The 14782-nt window shown below is 43.1% G+C and carries 10 protein-coding genes and 2 pseudogenes; 6 read left to right on the top strand and 6 right to left on the bottom strand.

Features of this window, described 5'->3' with window-relative positions:
• Window positions 1-18 precede the first annotated feature (18 nt).
• From N5E84_RS04985 to N5E84_RS04995, 3 genes and pseudogenes are all read right to left on the bottom strand, one after another.
• Window positions 19-1568 (bottom strand): IS3 family transposase gene (locus N5E84_RS04985; RefSeq protein ID WP_410001431.1). Its coding sequence is split into 2 segments (ribosomal slippage): window positions 19-1100 and window positions 1100-1568, totalling 1551 coding nucleotides; the frame shifts between segments, so codons are not numbered across the junction.
• 86 nt (window positions 1569-1654) lie between these two features.
• Window positions 1655-1906, bottom strand: a pseudogene (locus N5E84_RS04990) (transposase); the annotation flags it as partial.
• Between the two features lie 107 nt (window positions 1907-2013).
• Window positions 2014-2345, bottom strand: a pseudogene (locus tag N5E84_RS04995) (IS4 family transposase); the annotation flags it as partial.
• Window positions 2346-2643: 298 nt separating this feature from the next.
• Between N5E84_RS04995 and N5E84_RS05000 the strand changes: the two are divergent.
• Window positions 2644-3675 carry an IS630-like element ISVa15 family transposase gene (locus tag N5E84_RS05000; protein WP_026027704.1) on the top strand — a complete coding sequence of 344 codons (1032 nt, stop codon included), beginning with the start codon at window positions 2644-2646 and terminating at the stop codon, window positions 3673-3675.
• A 563-nt stretch (window positions 3676-4238) separates the two neighbouring features.
• Window positions 4239-5006 (top strand): potassium channel family protein, encoded by a 768-nt coding sequence (locus tag N5E84_RS05005; protein WP_019282399.1) that lies wholly within the window; start codon window positions 4239-4241, stop codon window positions 5004-5006.
• 46 nt (window positions 5007-5052) lie between these two features.
• Here N5E84_RS05005 and N5E84_RS05010 read toward each other — a convergent pair whose 3' ends face one another.
• The 3 genes from N5E84_RS05010 to N5E84_RS05020 all read right to left on the bottom strand — a co-directional run bounded on the left by N5E84_RS05010 (window position 5053) and on the right by N5E84_RS05020 (window position 9140).
• The gene (locus N5E84_RS05010; protein WP_231494631.1) at window positions 5053-6441 is read right to left on the bottom strand and encodes a cyclic diguanylate phosphodiesterase; all 1389 of its coding nucleotides are present in this window, start codon (window positions 6439-6441) and stop codon (window positions 5053-5055) included.
• Window positions 6442-6695: 254 nt separating this feature from the next.
• On the bottom strand, window positions 6696-7616 hold the full coding sequence (locus tag N5E84_RS05015; RefSeq protein WP_019282397.1) for an aminoimidazole riboside kinase: 921 nt from the start codon (window positions 7614-7616) through the stop codon (window positions 6696-6698).
• Window positions 7617-7700: 84 nt separating this feature from the next.
• Entirely contained in the window at window positions 7701-9140 is a 1440-nt protein-coding gene (locus N5E84_RS05020; RefSeq protein ID WP_029388259.1) for a sucrose-specific PTS transporter subunit IIBC, read from the bottom strand.
• Window positions 9141-9413: 273 nt separating this feature from the next.
• On the opposite strand from N5E84_RS05020, the gene N5E84_RS05025 reads away from it, so the two are divergent.
• The 4 genes from N5E84_RS05025 (at window position 9414) to N5E84_RS05040 (ending at window position 14743) form a co-directional block, all read left to right on the top strand.
• The gene (locus N5E84_RS05025) at window positions 9414-10400 is read left to right on the top strand and encodes a LacI family DNA-binding transcriptional regulator (RefSeq protein WP_019282395.1); all 987 of its coding nucleotides are present in this window, start codon (window positions 9414-9416) and stop codon (window positions 10398-10400) included.
• Between the two features lie 118 nt (window positions 10401-10518).
• On the top strand, window positions 10519-12198 hold the full coding sequence (locus N5E84_RS05030) for a glycoside hydrolase family 32 protein (protein ID WP_019282394.1): 1680 nt from the start codon (window positions 10519-10521) through the stop codon (window positions 12196-12198).
• 249 nt (window positions 12199-12447) lie between these two features.
• Window positions 12448-13986: a methyl-accepting chemotaxis protein gene (locus N5E84_RS05035; RefSeq protein ID WP_019282393.1), complete on the top strand. Its 1539-nt coding sequence runs from the start codon at window positions 12448-12450 to the stop codon at window positions 13984-13986.
• A 25-nt stretch (window positions 13987-14011) separates the two neighbouring features.
• Window positions 14012-14743 (top strand): transporter substrate-binding domain-containing protein, encoded by a 732-nt coding sequence (locus N5E84_RS05040; protein ID WP_069211927.1) that lies wholly within the window; start codon window positions 14012-14014, stop codon window positions 14741-14743.
• Window positions 14744-14782 lie beyond the last annotated feature (39 nt).

Here is a 14782-nt window from a genome sequence, read left to right on the forward strand (position 1 = left end):
ATTTAGTAACGTCAATGATTACGCTGCACACTTTTCAGGGTTCAAGTACACCTCATCGATATAACTCCAGTCTCTCGTTTGCCGACTCCATCTGCCTGGATGAGTCAATTGAGCACGTCGGTAGACTTGCATGCGCTGTCGGAGAATTTCATTATCCTCCCCGCAATGCCTCTGCTGAGGTGTTACATACTTTATGCCACTGTGTTTATGCTCATTGTTATACCAATCAACAAAATTACCAACCCAACACCGAGCGTCTTCAATGGAAGAAAACCCATCCATTGGCCATGAAGGACAATACTTTATTGTTTTGAACAACGACTCAGAGTATGGGTTGTCATTGCTTACTCTTGGCCTAGAGTAAGAGCTTACAACCCCAAGGTCATACATCTTTGCAAGCATGGTGTAACTTCTCATAGGAGCACCGTTGTCAGAGTGCAAAGTAATGTTGCCTTGCACACACTTTTCCCGCCATGCTGTTCTTTGGAGTAACTCCGCTGCATATTCGCCTAGCTCCTGATCATACACTTCTGCACCTACTACTTTTCTACTGAAGATATCCATTATCAAATAGAGGTAATAGTGCTTCCCTCGTATTTTGGATGGCAGATAACTGATATCCCAGCTCCATACCTGATTTGGTTTGCAGGCTTTTTGAACCTTTGGTCGAGAAGGACTTATGCCAGCTTTGTTACGAGTTCGCTTACCTAGCTGGTTGTTTGCTTTTAATACACGATAAAATGTGGACTCTGAGGCAATGTAAATGCCTTCATCAGCCAACATTGGAACGATGATATTCGGCGGTAAATCGGCATACTCTGGTGTATTGCAGATATCTAATATCTGCTGCCTTTCGGCTTCTGATAGCTTATTATGAGGCTCGTGCTGCCGAGGATGCTGACGCATATCACTTGTGATTTCGGCAGAGTTCCGTGTCCAACGCTGGAACGTTCGTATTGATAACCCAACGGTGGAACAAGCCTTTGTCTTTGTTGCCCCTTTACGTACAGCTTCATCAACAAGCGTGACTATTTTAAGCCGCTCTGAGATAGGAATCAGTCTTCCTCGTTGATTTCCCAGAGGGCATTGAACTTTTCCCGCAAAACCAGTAGTGCAGCCGTTTCAGCAAGTGCTTTCTCTTTACGTGCCAACTCCTTCTCCAACGCTTTTACCTTTCTGCGTTCCTCACGTAGTTGCTTATTTTCTTTGTGTGATATTGAAGTTGATATTGCGCTCTGCGCCTTGATAGATAGTGCTCGCCAGGTTTTAACGTCATCGACAAATAACCCTTTAGACCTACAGTATTCAGCTAACTCGCGTTCAGACATTGTTGCAGTTTCAATCACTATGAAAAACCGCTGCTCCGCTGAATAATCAGTAGTAGTATTTTCTAACGGCGGCTCTGTAGACAATAGGCCGCTTTCAACAAGTTCATTTCTCCACTTAGATACCACGGAAGGACTCACATCTAATTCTTTAGCAATTCTTCGATGAGACCAATTATATGGTGGTAACAGCCAAGTTTGACCTTTCGTTTTCACATCAATTGGAACTGGATTAGCTGGCATAGTTATCTCCTTAAAAATCTAGGCGACAACTATGCTGACACAGGGGGGAAACGAGCGATCGCAATCACCGAAATACGCATGGCGGCCTTTTTTACAATTTCTAGCTCTTCGGTTTGCTCAGCCAACTGCCTTTTGAGCTTGGCAACCTCTGCGGCTAGCTCTTGCTCTCGCTGACTCGTATTGGTGTCTTTCTTCGAGTTCTTCCACCACCCATAGATTTGAGATTCATGTAAAGAAAGCTGTCTTGCTGCGGCAGCTACTCCGACTTTCTCTGCTAGCTTCAGAGTTTCTGCTTTAAATTCAGGGGAATGTTTAATTCTAGTTTTCTTAGTTGTCATTGTTCACCTCGTTAGTGACTGTACTCACTTAACTCGGTGTCCAAAACTGCTGGGGCGGATCATATTGCATAGAGCCCCCCAGCTAGGCTCTGTATCTTGATCACAAGTCATATCTCAAGAGATTTAGCGAGTAGGTACCCTCCGAGAGTGGTTTGCAACTTGAACCATCCTTTTCAAAGCCTTTCCCAGTCCACTCGAGCATTTCGCTTGGAGTCGTGCCATCCGGCAAATTTTCCAAGATTAATGTAAGCCCAATAGACAGTTGGAGCTTGGCGTGGTGGCTTTGTCTTTTCTTGTTTTGACCACAGCAGTTTCCAAGCTGGGGGCTTAGTAACTTTTGACAGCTTTGCTTCTCTGCTTCTGTTCTATTTAGACCAACATATCGCAACTGATGCACTCTTACAGCTATGAAGGCCGGTATGCTAAAAGCTCGTTCTAACTTTTATATGAATAGCCAATAATCGTAGGAAACTCACAAAAGCTCTTGTCCTTTGTGGGGTGAAGATCTTATTACCATTTTCGTCATGTCGTTCATTATCAAATTTAGCTTGTAATACATGGATATTGATTGTGCCTGGTGGGTGGTATTTTAAATATTTACCGTCATCACTTATGGTCGTTTTAAATTTTCTTGATCTTTTTATGTGAGCAGCAAATTTTTTAGGGACGATAACTTCTATACCCGTGATCATTGAAGATGCTTGATTTTCAATAGAATCAGGATCATGCTACAAACCATGAAAATCACACTGACTCCTCAACAGAAACTGCAACTCGAACAGATGCACGACATTGAGCGTGATAGTCGAGTTTGCGACCGTATTAAGGCTGTTTTGCTGGCTTCTGAAGGCTGGAGTCAGACTATGATTTCACAAGCTCTTCGTATTCATGAATCGACCGTTGCACGTCACCTCAGTGACTACGTACTTTCTGAAAAACTTAAGCCTGAGAATGGAGGAAGCCAAAGCAAGCTTTCTGCTATTCAAACCATGCACCTAATCGAGCATTTGACTGAGAAAACCTATTCTCATACTCATCAAATTGTCGCCTATGTTAAAGAGACGTTTGGGCTTGATTATACTGTTTCTGGTATGAACAAATGGCTTCACCATAATGGTTTTAGCTACAAGCAACCGAAAGGCATACCACACAAGTTTGATGAAGCAAAACAGCAAGCATTCATAGAGGCGTATGAAGCGCTAAAGGCAAGCTGTGGCGAGGATGAATCGATAGTCTTTATCGATGCAGTTCACCCAACACTATCAACAAAGATATCGCATGGCTGGATACGTACTGGTCAGGATAAAGTGATTGAAACAACGGGTAATCGTAGCCGATTGAACATTATTGGCGCACTGAACCTGTCGGATATTGGTGCAACCATTGTTCACGACTATGAGAGCATTAACAGTGAATCGATTGTTCGTTTTTTCTGTAAGTTAAGAGAGAGTTATTCGTTAGCCCATAAGCTTCATATCATATTAGATGGTGCGGGATATCACCGCAGTGACTTAGTCAAAGATGCGGCGTTTGTCCTGAATATTAAACTGCATTATCTTCCACCTTACAGTCCAAACCTCAACCCAATAGAGCGGCTATGGAAAGTAATGAATGAGAAGTCGAGGAACAACGTTTACTTCAAAAGAAAACGGGACTTCAAGGCGGCAATAGACCAATTTTTTTCTGTGACTCTTCCAGAGATCGCAGGCTCTTTGACATCTCGAATTAATGATCATTTTCAGGTTCTCAAGCCTGCATCTTCAAGTTGATTCGGTATAGGTAATAACCGAAGGCGATGTTGACTAACGCGATAATAGTAAAGGCAAGCGCAATTTTTTTGCGAATGGCTAAATCTTTTAAAAAAGACATGGTAATAAGTGACCTCGGAGTAAAACAACGGAGTTATACCTGTCCCACTTGCAGTATTGCTGTATTGATCACGTTCATTGACGCCAATTCCACCATTTTATTGATGTTTTTTCGGCCTCACTTACTGGTCATCGACAGCATCCTAAGTGGCTTGGGTATCGGGTCACGTCCATATGAAAATAGAGAGATATCCATAAAGTTGTGCATCGTATCACAATTGAAACTTGACTCCTATGGTGTTTTTTAGATTTTTGTGAGTGAGATATTGGGTGTGGAGAGCTTAGAATAACGCTCAAGACGGTTATTTTAAGCTTTGTTAAGGTCACAATTCTTTACATCTCAACCACCTAGTTTATAGTGATTTCCATTTTGAATTGGGTGCTAATTGGGTAACGAAAGGGATGGTTGTACTGTTCACTTGGTACTTTTGGCGTTAAGGTAAACGGAAAAAGGTATTTGAATCATGAAATTAAAAACACGTTTACAACTACTGTCTGCGATCGAACATAAAACTGAAATTCCGATGCTGCTATTATCGGTAGTGTATGTGATCGTCGCTTTACTACCAGATATTGCACCTTTACAACCCGAAGAGCTTGATTTTCTGGAGCATCTGCTTTGGATTATTTGGGCATTGTTTGCAACGGAGTTACTGGTTAAGGTCTTACTCAGCCCACATCCAGTGCGTTACATGGTAAAAAACTGGCCAGACGTGTTGATTGTGGCCATGCCATTCCTACGTCCGCTCCGTTTTTTACGCATTTTACTGATCTTGCCAAGAGCATGGCGTCAAACAAAGGCGGTGCTGAGGCAAAAAACGCTCAGCTTTATTGGGTTAACCAGCTTATCGACAGTGCTTCTTTCTGCGGCTTTTGTCTATTTGGTCGAAAAAGGCACGGATAGCCCAATCAATGATTTTTCTGATGCGATTTGGTGGGCAATGACTACGATTACTACAGTAGGGTATGGTGATATGTACCCGGTTACCCCGTTTGGTCGTGGTGTTGCGGTCTTTTTAATGCTTACGGGCATAACACTTTTTGGTTTATTGACGGCCAGTGTTGCGTCTTTCTTCATTGAAGATGATGAACAATCAGTGGCGAATCATAGCCAGCATCACAATAAACAACTCAATCAAGTATTAAAACAACTGTCTGCTCATCAGCCAGTTCGAAAACGTTTTCATTTAGCTCGCTACCGTGCTCAGTTGGCTTCTCGTCATAAGAAATAACCACTGAAGTTCTAGTTATCACCGCATTGGAATGCCAGAGATTGATCTAGGTGGTTTTAAGCAGAGTGATAAACTCACTGAGCGGCATAGGTTTATAAAAGAAATAGCCTTGTAAATAGTCAATTTCTCTTTCGTTCAAAAAATCAATTTGATCTTGGGTTTCCACACCTTCGGCGATGGTTTTTAACCCAAGTCGCTTAGCTAAATCGACTAAGTTTTCAACAATATGGCTAGAGATCGCATCACTACCGATCATGGTAATAAAGCTTCTGTCGATTTTTAAAATGTCAAACTTGAACTCTTGCAAATAGTTCAAACTAGAGTGACCCGTACCAAAATCATCAATTGCTAGCAACACACCTATTTTATCCAATGACTGGAAGAGCTTTTTTGCTTCATCACTATCAATAACCAACTCTCTCTCAGTGAGCTCTAACGTTAAAATATGCTTACGATTGTCGAAGGTTTCAATAAAGTGTTTGCAATCATCAAACAAATTGGAAGCTACGCAGTGCTTGGCTGAAATATTAAATCCAATACTGAAATGCTCTGGAAATTGTGACTGGTGTAATGAAAGTTCATGCTCTACTTGGGACATTAACTGAGTCGTAATAGGAATGATTAGCCCAGATTCCTCCGCTAAGGGAATAAAAAGATCGGGCCTCACTAATCCATGAACAGGATGTTGCCAGCGGGCAAGCACTTCGATATGGCAGAGCTGACCACTACCATCAACAATCGGTTGTACATACGGAACGAATTCGTTGGATTGAATAGCGCGTTTCACTTCTCCTTGCATTGACGAAGCTTGGCCGAGTTTCCAAAAAACAAATCCGCCTAAACCGATTCCCATTAAGAGAGCTAACATCGCACTGGTTTGTTTGGTGTTTTTAAAATAAAGCCAGTAGTCATCAATAGTTAATAGGGTCGATAGTGAATAAGGGTAGCGTTCTGAAGTATTAATGATTGTGGGAAATAACGGTTCGGAAGTTACAACGCCGGTCTCGTCGAGGTGATTTTTGCCAACGTGAAAATAAAATTTGCCATAGCCATCTAGTAAAATAAGCATGTTAGTTAGGTAATAGGAACTAACTCCAGTGATCACCATACCCTGTTCGTAAGTTCTGTGAAAAGCTAACACAGGCCGGAGAGGTGTGAGTCGATTACCAGCCATTAAATAGAGCTCACCACTGACATAGCTGTCGATTTGGTAGTGATCGTTTATTTGACCGTTTAACGAATTGCAATAAATCGTATTTTGTTTGGCTAAATTGATGGTCCGGATATCGGGAGTTGTCGCCACTAGCTCGCGTAAATAATGAATAGCATCTAGGCAATCCATATTGAGATAGGGCGCTGCACGTTCATTGGCAACATGAGCATTTCTTAGCAGTAGATTAATGTAATCCGTACCTTTTACCAAAACGTTTTGCATGTGATGATTCAAATCAGCTCGTGTCTGCCAAGCGATAATTGGGCTAGCTACAACGATGGGCAGTAAGCAAAATAGTAAGCTAACTATCCACCGTCTACATCGTTCATATTTTATAAATGTCTGCATCTGGTCCGAGTGCTATTTGTTTAATCATGCAGTAAGCGTAGCAAATATCCTCTGAAAATCATCCGTTTATTTCGCAGTTTGCTTGAACTTCAACACGACTTACGTCCTTGCAAGTACAAGCCATCATTTTAGCCAATCCATTGATCAAGCATGTGTTTATCTGGTAGCGCTGTCATTGCCCCTTTTTGGGTGGTGGCTAATGCTCCGCAGCCATTAGCCCATTGCACTGCGTTTATGATAGTACCCTTAGTAAACCACTCTTTATGTAATGACAACTGGCAAAGTAATCCACCGACAAAAGCATCTCCGGCACCTGTTGTATCGATAGGTTTTACGGCTTTTCCCGTAATCATTGTTTGCATCTCTGCTGTGATCACCAGCGCTCCTTTTGCACCTTGAGTAATGACAATCAGCGGAATGTTCAATTCTTTCACTGAGATTAATCCCTGCTCAAGGCTAGGGCGCTGCGTGAGCAAGAGCAGTTCGTCATCGGAAAACTTAACCACATCCGCCATTGCCACCACGCTCATCACCACTGGGATCATCTCTTCGGAGTTAGGCCAGACCTCTTCTCGTAGATTGGGATCAAAACTGACAAATCCCCCGTTGGCTTTGATGCGTTTAATCGCTTCAATGGTAGTGCTGCGACTCGGTTCACTGGCCAGTGCAATGGAGCAACAATGCAGCCATTCGCCCGCTAAAAAGGTGGGAATATCTGAACATTGGATGAATTGATCCGCGCTAGGTTTCACCATAAAGGTAAAACTGCGTTCGCCGTGCGAGTCTAAATCGACCACGACGGTTGATGTTCTTTGCTGTTCATCCAACTGTAAATATCGGGTGTCTACTTTCTCTTCGGTTAATGTGGATTGCATAAAGCGCCCCATAGGGTCATTACCCACACGGCCAAAAAAGGCGCTATTACCCCCCAATCTTGCGATGGCAACAGCCACATTCGCCGGAGCACCGCCCGGACATTTTAGATAGTGTGCTTCACCATCAGGAATTAAGTCGACGACCGCGTCGCCTGTCACCCAAACTCGATTCATTTTTTCTTCCAATATCCGTGTTATTCGCTGAAGAAATAAGCCCACTCACATCGAGCGGGCTTAGGAGCATAACAGCCTTGGGGGTTACGCTGTTGCTTGTTTATCAAGCTTTGCGCGCTCTTTGGCACCCAAAACAAGTGTTAAGGTAAAGGCAATGACAAAAGAAATCAGCATACCAATCATGTAGTAGCTGATTTTCTCTGGGTTAATGGAAATCACTCCTGGAAGCCCAGCCGCGCCTAACGCTTGTGCTTTGACATTAAACAAGGTAATGAATGCACTGGCACAAGCTGAACCGATGATCGCAGCAATAAATGGGTAGCGAAGTTTCAGGTTTACACCGAACATAGCGGGTTCGGTAATGCCCAGAAGGGCGGTCACACCTGATGGAATCGCAATGCCTTTTAATTTGATATCTTTGGTGTTCATACCAACCGCTAAAGCTGCTGCACCTTGTGCGACGTTTGACATGGCCGCAATAGGAAAAATAAACGTACCGCCAGTAATGGCGATGTCAGCTAATAGCTGTGTTTCGATAGCAATAAAGCTGTGGTGCATGCCAGTAATCACAAACGGTGCGTAGATGAAGCCAAACAGTGCACCACCAATGAAGCCAGCAGAATCGTATAGCCAGTTCAGCCCATCACCCAATAGAAAGCCGATATCGCGAGTAATCGGACCTACCAGAGTGAAGGTTAAAAAGCCTGCAATGAAAATCGAGAGCATAGGCGTCAGTAAATTATCCAGTACAGAAGGGATAATTTTGCGCAGGCCATTTTCGATTTTTGCAAGAATAAAGGCGGAGACTAAAACGGGTAAGACAGAGCCCTGATAGCCGACTTTCTGGATCTCAAAGCCAAAAATATTCCAAGTAGGGATGGTGCCTGCGACAGACGCGCCGCCAAATCCCCAACCATTAAGCAGGTCTGGGTGAACCATCAACATACCTAATGCAGCGCCAAGGAATGGGTTGCCGCCAAATTTTTTAGAAGCAGAAAATGCTAACAAAACAGGAAGATAAACAAAAGGGGCGTTAGCGAAGGTGTTGATCATGCTGGCAAGATCAGCCAAGCCCGGGTTGGCATCAATCAGTGACTGCCCTTCGATAAAAAGCCCAGTGGCTGTCAGTACATTGAACAACCCCATCAATAAACCGCCAGCAACGATGGCCGGGATAATAGGGACAAAAATGTCAGACAACCCTTTAACGGCGCGCTGCACTAGGTTCTGCTTTTGTGCTCCCGCGCTTGCAACATCATTGGTTGACATTTCAGCAAGGCCGGTCAGCTTGGCCATTTCCGCATAAACTTGGTTAACGATACCGGAGCCAAAAATAATTTGATATTGGCCAGCGACTTTGAATTGTCCTTTGACACCTTCAAGTGAATCAATGGCTTGTTCATCAACCAATGCGTCATCTTTTAGCGATAATCTTAAACGTGTTGCACAGTGAGCAAGGGCTTGGATATTTTCTCTGCCACCTAATTGCTCTAATAATTGTTTTGCTATGACTGGATAGTTCATAACCCACCCCGGTTGTTGTTTGGTATCCAGATGACTTGATCTCTTTAAGATAAGCATGGTGGATAAAATTAAAATAAGTATTTTTGGGAACGTTTGCAGAATGGATTTTTGATGAATGATTCAAAGTAGTCAAAAGCCAACCATTGATTCTGTGAATTAGATCAGTAAAAGAGAGATCGATAATTCTACAAACAGCGTTAGAATCACACTATTCGATCGTTTGCTGCGCTGAGTTTTGCAAACAATCCCAAAACAGAATGAGTAAGGTTATGTATGTCGAGTTTGCACGATGTCGCTAAGCTGGCCGGAGTTTCTAAATCGACGGTTTCACGCGTTGTAAATGATGAGTATGGTGTTAAAGAGTCTACAAAAATCAAAGTTTTAAAGGCAATTTCCGAATGCGGCTATGTGGTCAACCAAGTCGCTAAAGATCTCAAATCACAAAAAACCAATTTAATTGGAGTCATCGTTCCGCGAGTCTCTTCGCATGCGACAGCACAAGGCGTTGATGGTTTAAGTGCCATATTTGAACAAGCGGGCAAGCACGTGTTGCTTGCCAATACTCATCAAGATCACGCTAAAGAGTTGGAATATATTCAAATATTTAATCAAAAGAGGGTCGAAGGCATTGTACTTTACGCCACACACCTTGATATGCCATTAGTAAAAGCAATCCAACAATCTAATGTCCCGGTGGTCTTGGTTGGGCAAGATGGCTCACTGCACGATATCCCAAGTATTGTTCATGATGATCTTCGCGTAGGATTCGAAGCGGGTAAACGGTTGATAGCAAAAGGTTGTCAACACATTGGTTTTATTGGTGTTCAGAGCGATGACGTAGCGGTGGATTGTTTACGTTCTCAAGGGTTAGAGCAAGCACTGGGTATCAACAATTTAACCTTGTTGTTTCATGTGCGTGGTGATTTTTCGATTGAATCTGGTTACTTACAAGCTAAAACATTAATTACGCAATACCCACAATTAGATGGTCTTTTTTGCGCAACCGATAGAATTGCGGTTGGAGCGGTGAAAGCACTGCAAGAGTCTGGGTTTCAGGTTGGATCGCAAATAAAAGTATTAGGAGTTGGCAATGATGAGCTCGCATTTGTCAGTAACCCAAGCTTATCAACATTCAACTATGCCTTTGATAAAGCAGGTGAAAATGCAGCCAAGATGTTGCTTGAACGTATTGCTGGTCGTGGACAGGAGATGAGTAAAGTCGTGTTAACATTCCAAAGTATCGAACGTGAAACCGGCTAAGGCTGAAGGTACTTGCTGAGGGGAAGCCCGCATAATTGAGGGCAATATTTCACCAATGCTTGCAAGCAGGCTTATTTTTTTATATTTTGCAATCGTTCCCAAAAATTGAGTGTAAGTCATGTCATTAGAAACAGTGCCAGTGGAAAAAATGTCATTTGAAGAGATGGTGAGATTAGTTGGCGGCCCGGCCAATATTCATAGAGTACTCGCACCAAGAGGCGAAATCGTTATTGCGCTGCGAGATCCAGCTTTAGTCAATGTTTTGCCTAGCCATATGCGATTGCGAGAGGTGCTCGGTGAATGGCAGCTTTCATTTTTGATTCAACAAGATAGCATCAATGAATATGCCGATGAACTGATCAATAATTTAGGTCGAATGATTGACTCTCAGCTGCGGCTTAATGCGTACACCTATTCCTCGCCAAACGATTGTCCCTTTCGTCCAACGTGGCATATTTCTCCGCCGCAAGGGCTGCTCAATGATCCAAACGGTTTCATTTATCACCAAGGAAAATATCATCTTTTTTATCAGTGGTATCCTTATAGGTGTGAGCACAAGGATAAATATTGGGTACAACTGACGAGTACTGATCTTATTCACTGGCAATGGCAAGGTATTGCACTGACTCCATCAGATTGGTATGACAGTCACGGAGTTTTTTCTGGTCATGCTTTAAGTCACAACGATGAGTTGATGCTTTTCTATACTGGCAATGTTCGGTTAGGTGAACAGCGATTGCGTCAAACAACGCAGTGTTTAGCCGTGTCGCAAGATGGTCTCCGTTTTGAAAAACGTGGCCCAGTGATCCGTAATTTGCCAACGGGTGTCACTGAACACATTCGCGACCCTAAAATAGTGCGCCACCGAGGCAAATGGCTCATGTTATTGGGCGCGCAAACAACGCAATTGCAAGGTCGGCTCGCTATTTATCATTCACATGATCTTAAAGAGTGGCATTTCGATGGTCTATTTGGTGAAGAAATCGCACCGCTAGGTTACATGTGGGAATGCCCCGATATGTTTGAAATCGCGAGCCAAAGTTATTTTGTTTTTGGCCCTCAAGGGATTATTTCAGATAACGTGAACCACACAGTTGTCCATCAAAATCGTATTGCAAAAGTCTTATGGGATGACAATGATCATCCTCACTTTTGTCATCTGCAACCACTGGATCACGGCTTTGATTTTTATGCCCCTCAAACAATGCAAACGGCAGACGGGCGGCGCATCTTGTGTGCATGGATGGGGCTGCCTGACGAAATTAATCATCCTAGTTGTGACAACGGCTGGCTGCATCAACTTACGGCACTGCGTGAGTTGAGTGTTGAGAATGGTCAACTTATTCAAAGGCCTATAAAGGAGCTAGAGCAGTTATGTAACCAGCCGGTAAGTTTGGAGTTAAGCGATAAATGCACCATTCTCAACACCAAAAGTTTTGAAATGTGTATCACTTTGCCGTGGGGGGCAAGCTTACGTTTGTTTGAAAAAGGTGAGCAATACGTTGAACTGAGTTTGGATGCCCAGCAAAAAGTATTACGTTTTGATCGTTCCCATACTTTGATACGTCAAGGTGATGTGATTCGTGAATTGGCCTTAGAGTGTGAACAGGTTGAGCTGCAGATTCTCGCGGATAATTCTTCATTAGAAGTGTTCATCAACGGCGGAAAAGCAGTGATGAGTGCAAGAGTGTTTACCGAACAAGAGGCGACAGGAGTATCACTATTAAATGCGTTGGTTACGGCCAAATACTCTCCTATCCAGCCCGTCAGCGCTTCTTCATTCGCTACTCAATTCTAAATTAAGCCGAAAGTAAACTTTCGGCTTAAAAAACAATAGCCTTTTTCTTTCTTGGTCTATCCTTAAGTAAAAGATAAGTGAGATCAACATGATCGGTATGAGTTCAGACAATAGCAGAGATGATATTGACCTCTCTTCTGGTCTGCATTGTCCTATTCATTAAACACAAGAGTCAGATGGTTATCATGCGGTGCGATGAAGCCAACGCACAGTGCTTAACTCATACCATTGATTAAGGCGAAATGAAGTATGTGGAAAAGTGTCAAAGTGATCTTTGTTACCCAAGTTGTTCTGGCAGTGTCCATTGTGTTGGGCATTTCTAGTTACATTGATTACCAGTCAAAGAAAGCGGAGCTACAGCATAGCCTAGATACATCAATCTTGAATGCAAAAGAGCGCTTGAGCTACAGCCTACCTAAAGCAATTTGGGATTTTGATTTACATGCCGCCAAACTCACTATTTCAGCAGAGTTAAATAACCCAGACATACAAGCGGTTAGAGTGAAAGATGCGGGTGGTACACCGCTTCTTTTCCTGAGTACATCATCCGACTCTCAAGACGTCAAAGAGATGGAACCCAATGAGGGGAAACAATACGAATCCATGCTCTCTTCGGTGCAAAAGCTCACCTTTGTTGAGTATGAAAAGGAAAATGAAGTTGGTCAGGTAGAGCTTTTCTATAACACAGATAGGCTAGAAAAAACCTTGTTACAAAGTCTGCAATATAGCCTGATTGAGTTGCTGATTTTAGATAGCGTAACGATTGTATTCTTAATTTTGGCGTTAACGAAAACCGTCCTTCGCCCGCTCAACGATTTGACAGAGCGAGTGGCCGATCTTGCAACCGGTGAAGGGGATTTAAGTCGTATCATTCCAGAACCCAAATATAGAGAGTTTTCGCAGATCATCCGCAGTATTAATCATTTTACGGAGTCGCTAAGGGAGATAGTTGTACAAGTAACGAATGCTTCTGTGCAGTTAAAAGACACCGCAGAGATGAGTGGTCAGGTTGCCATGAGAAATGCGCAGCAAATTGATCAACAAAAACACAGTTTATCGACCGTCGCTGCCGCTTCCACACAGATGAGTCAGTCGGTGGCAACAGTGGCTGAAACCGCTAATGACGCCGCAAGGCAAGCAAGTGAGGCTTCTCAATTGGTCGATAATGTTTACCACTCAATAGAACGCTCTGCCGCCGAGATTGTAAACATGCGTTCCGAAATGGGTTCGGTAAACGCGGAGATGCATAAGCTGCTTGATGAAGGGCGAAAAATATCAACGGTGGTCGGGGTGATTAATGACATTTCCGAGCAAACCAACTTGCTGGCACTGAACGCTGCTATTGAAGCGGCACGCGCAGGTGAGCATGGTCGTGGTTTTGCAGTAGTGGCTGACGAAGTGCGCAACCTTTCGACCAAAACTAGCCAATCCACTGAACAGATCCAAACCAATATTCGCTCACTTAGCAGTGCAACAGAATCGGTTGAGCAAGAAATTATTCGCATCTCTAATTTGTTAGAAAGCACCGCTAAGCGAGTATCAGAGTCACAACATTCTGTGGAGCAGGTGAAAAATACTATCTCTGAAATTTCTGAAAGAAATGGCGAGATTTCGCATGCCACAGAAGAGCAGAAACAAGCCATTGATGAAGTCAGTCAGGCGATTGTTGAAGCATCAGAGGCCACTAATGAGCTGTCGAGTAGTGGTCAAGATAATGCTCAGAGAACGAAAGAAGTTCTTCAACTGAGCTCAAATATTAAAACTCATATGCGTAAGTTCAAAACATAAGTTCCACCTTCAAGGCGAAGAAAGTATGAAGCGTCTGTTGATCTTTATTTTCAGTATGATGATGGCCTTACCGAGTAGCTTTGCTGCTACTATTACGGCTGCGCAAGATCCATGGCCACCGTTTATTTCACCGGATAAAAGCATGCCGGGGCTATCGGTAGAAATCGCTGTTGCGGCTATGAAAACACAGGGCTATGACGTAAATTTTCAAATCATGCCTTGGTCACGAGCATTAGATGAGGTGAGTAAAGGCAGAATTGATCTGTTGCCTGCAACTTGGTATACGCAGGAGAGAACGGCTTATTTACTTTACAGTGATTCATATTTAGAAAATGAACTGAGCTTTATTAAAAGAGTAGGCGATGCTTTCGAATTTTCAGGTTTAAATAGTTTGAGTGGCAAACAAGTTGGCATCGTTAGGGGCTATGGTTATGGAGATGACTTTTTATCCGCCACTAATTTCAACAAACCAGACGCTAATGATCTCACGACTAACTTGAAGAAACTGCAAGCAAAACGAATTGATCTTACCCTTGAAGATAAGTTGGTTGCGTTATCGACCATGAAAGAGGCGGGCTTAAATAGCAGTGATTTTCAGTTTACCACTGCATCTTTGTCTAAAAATCCTTTACATGTTACCTCAGGCAAAGCGAACCCTAATGCGCAGAAATATATTGATGCGTATAACAAAGGGTTAGCCACGATTAAAGCTGACGGAACATTTGATGCCATTTTAGCGAAATACGGTATTCAGTGATTTTTTTTAAAAAAAGGCCGCAGTTTTAACGCTGCGGCC

Source organism: Vibrio sp. J502 (assembly GCF_025397955.1).
Lineage (GTDB): Bacteria > Pseudomonadota > Gammaproteobacteria > Enterobacterales > Vibrionaceae > Vibrio > Vibrio anguillarum.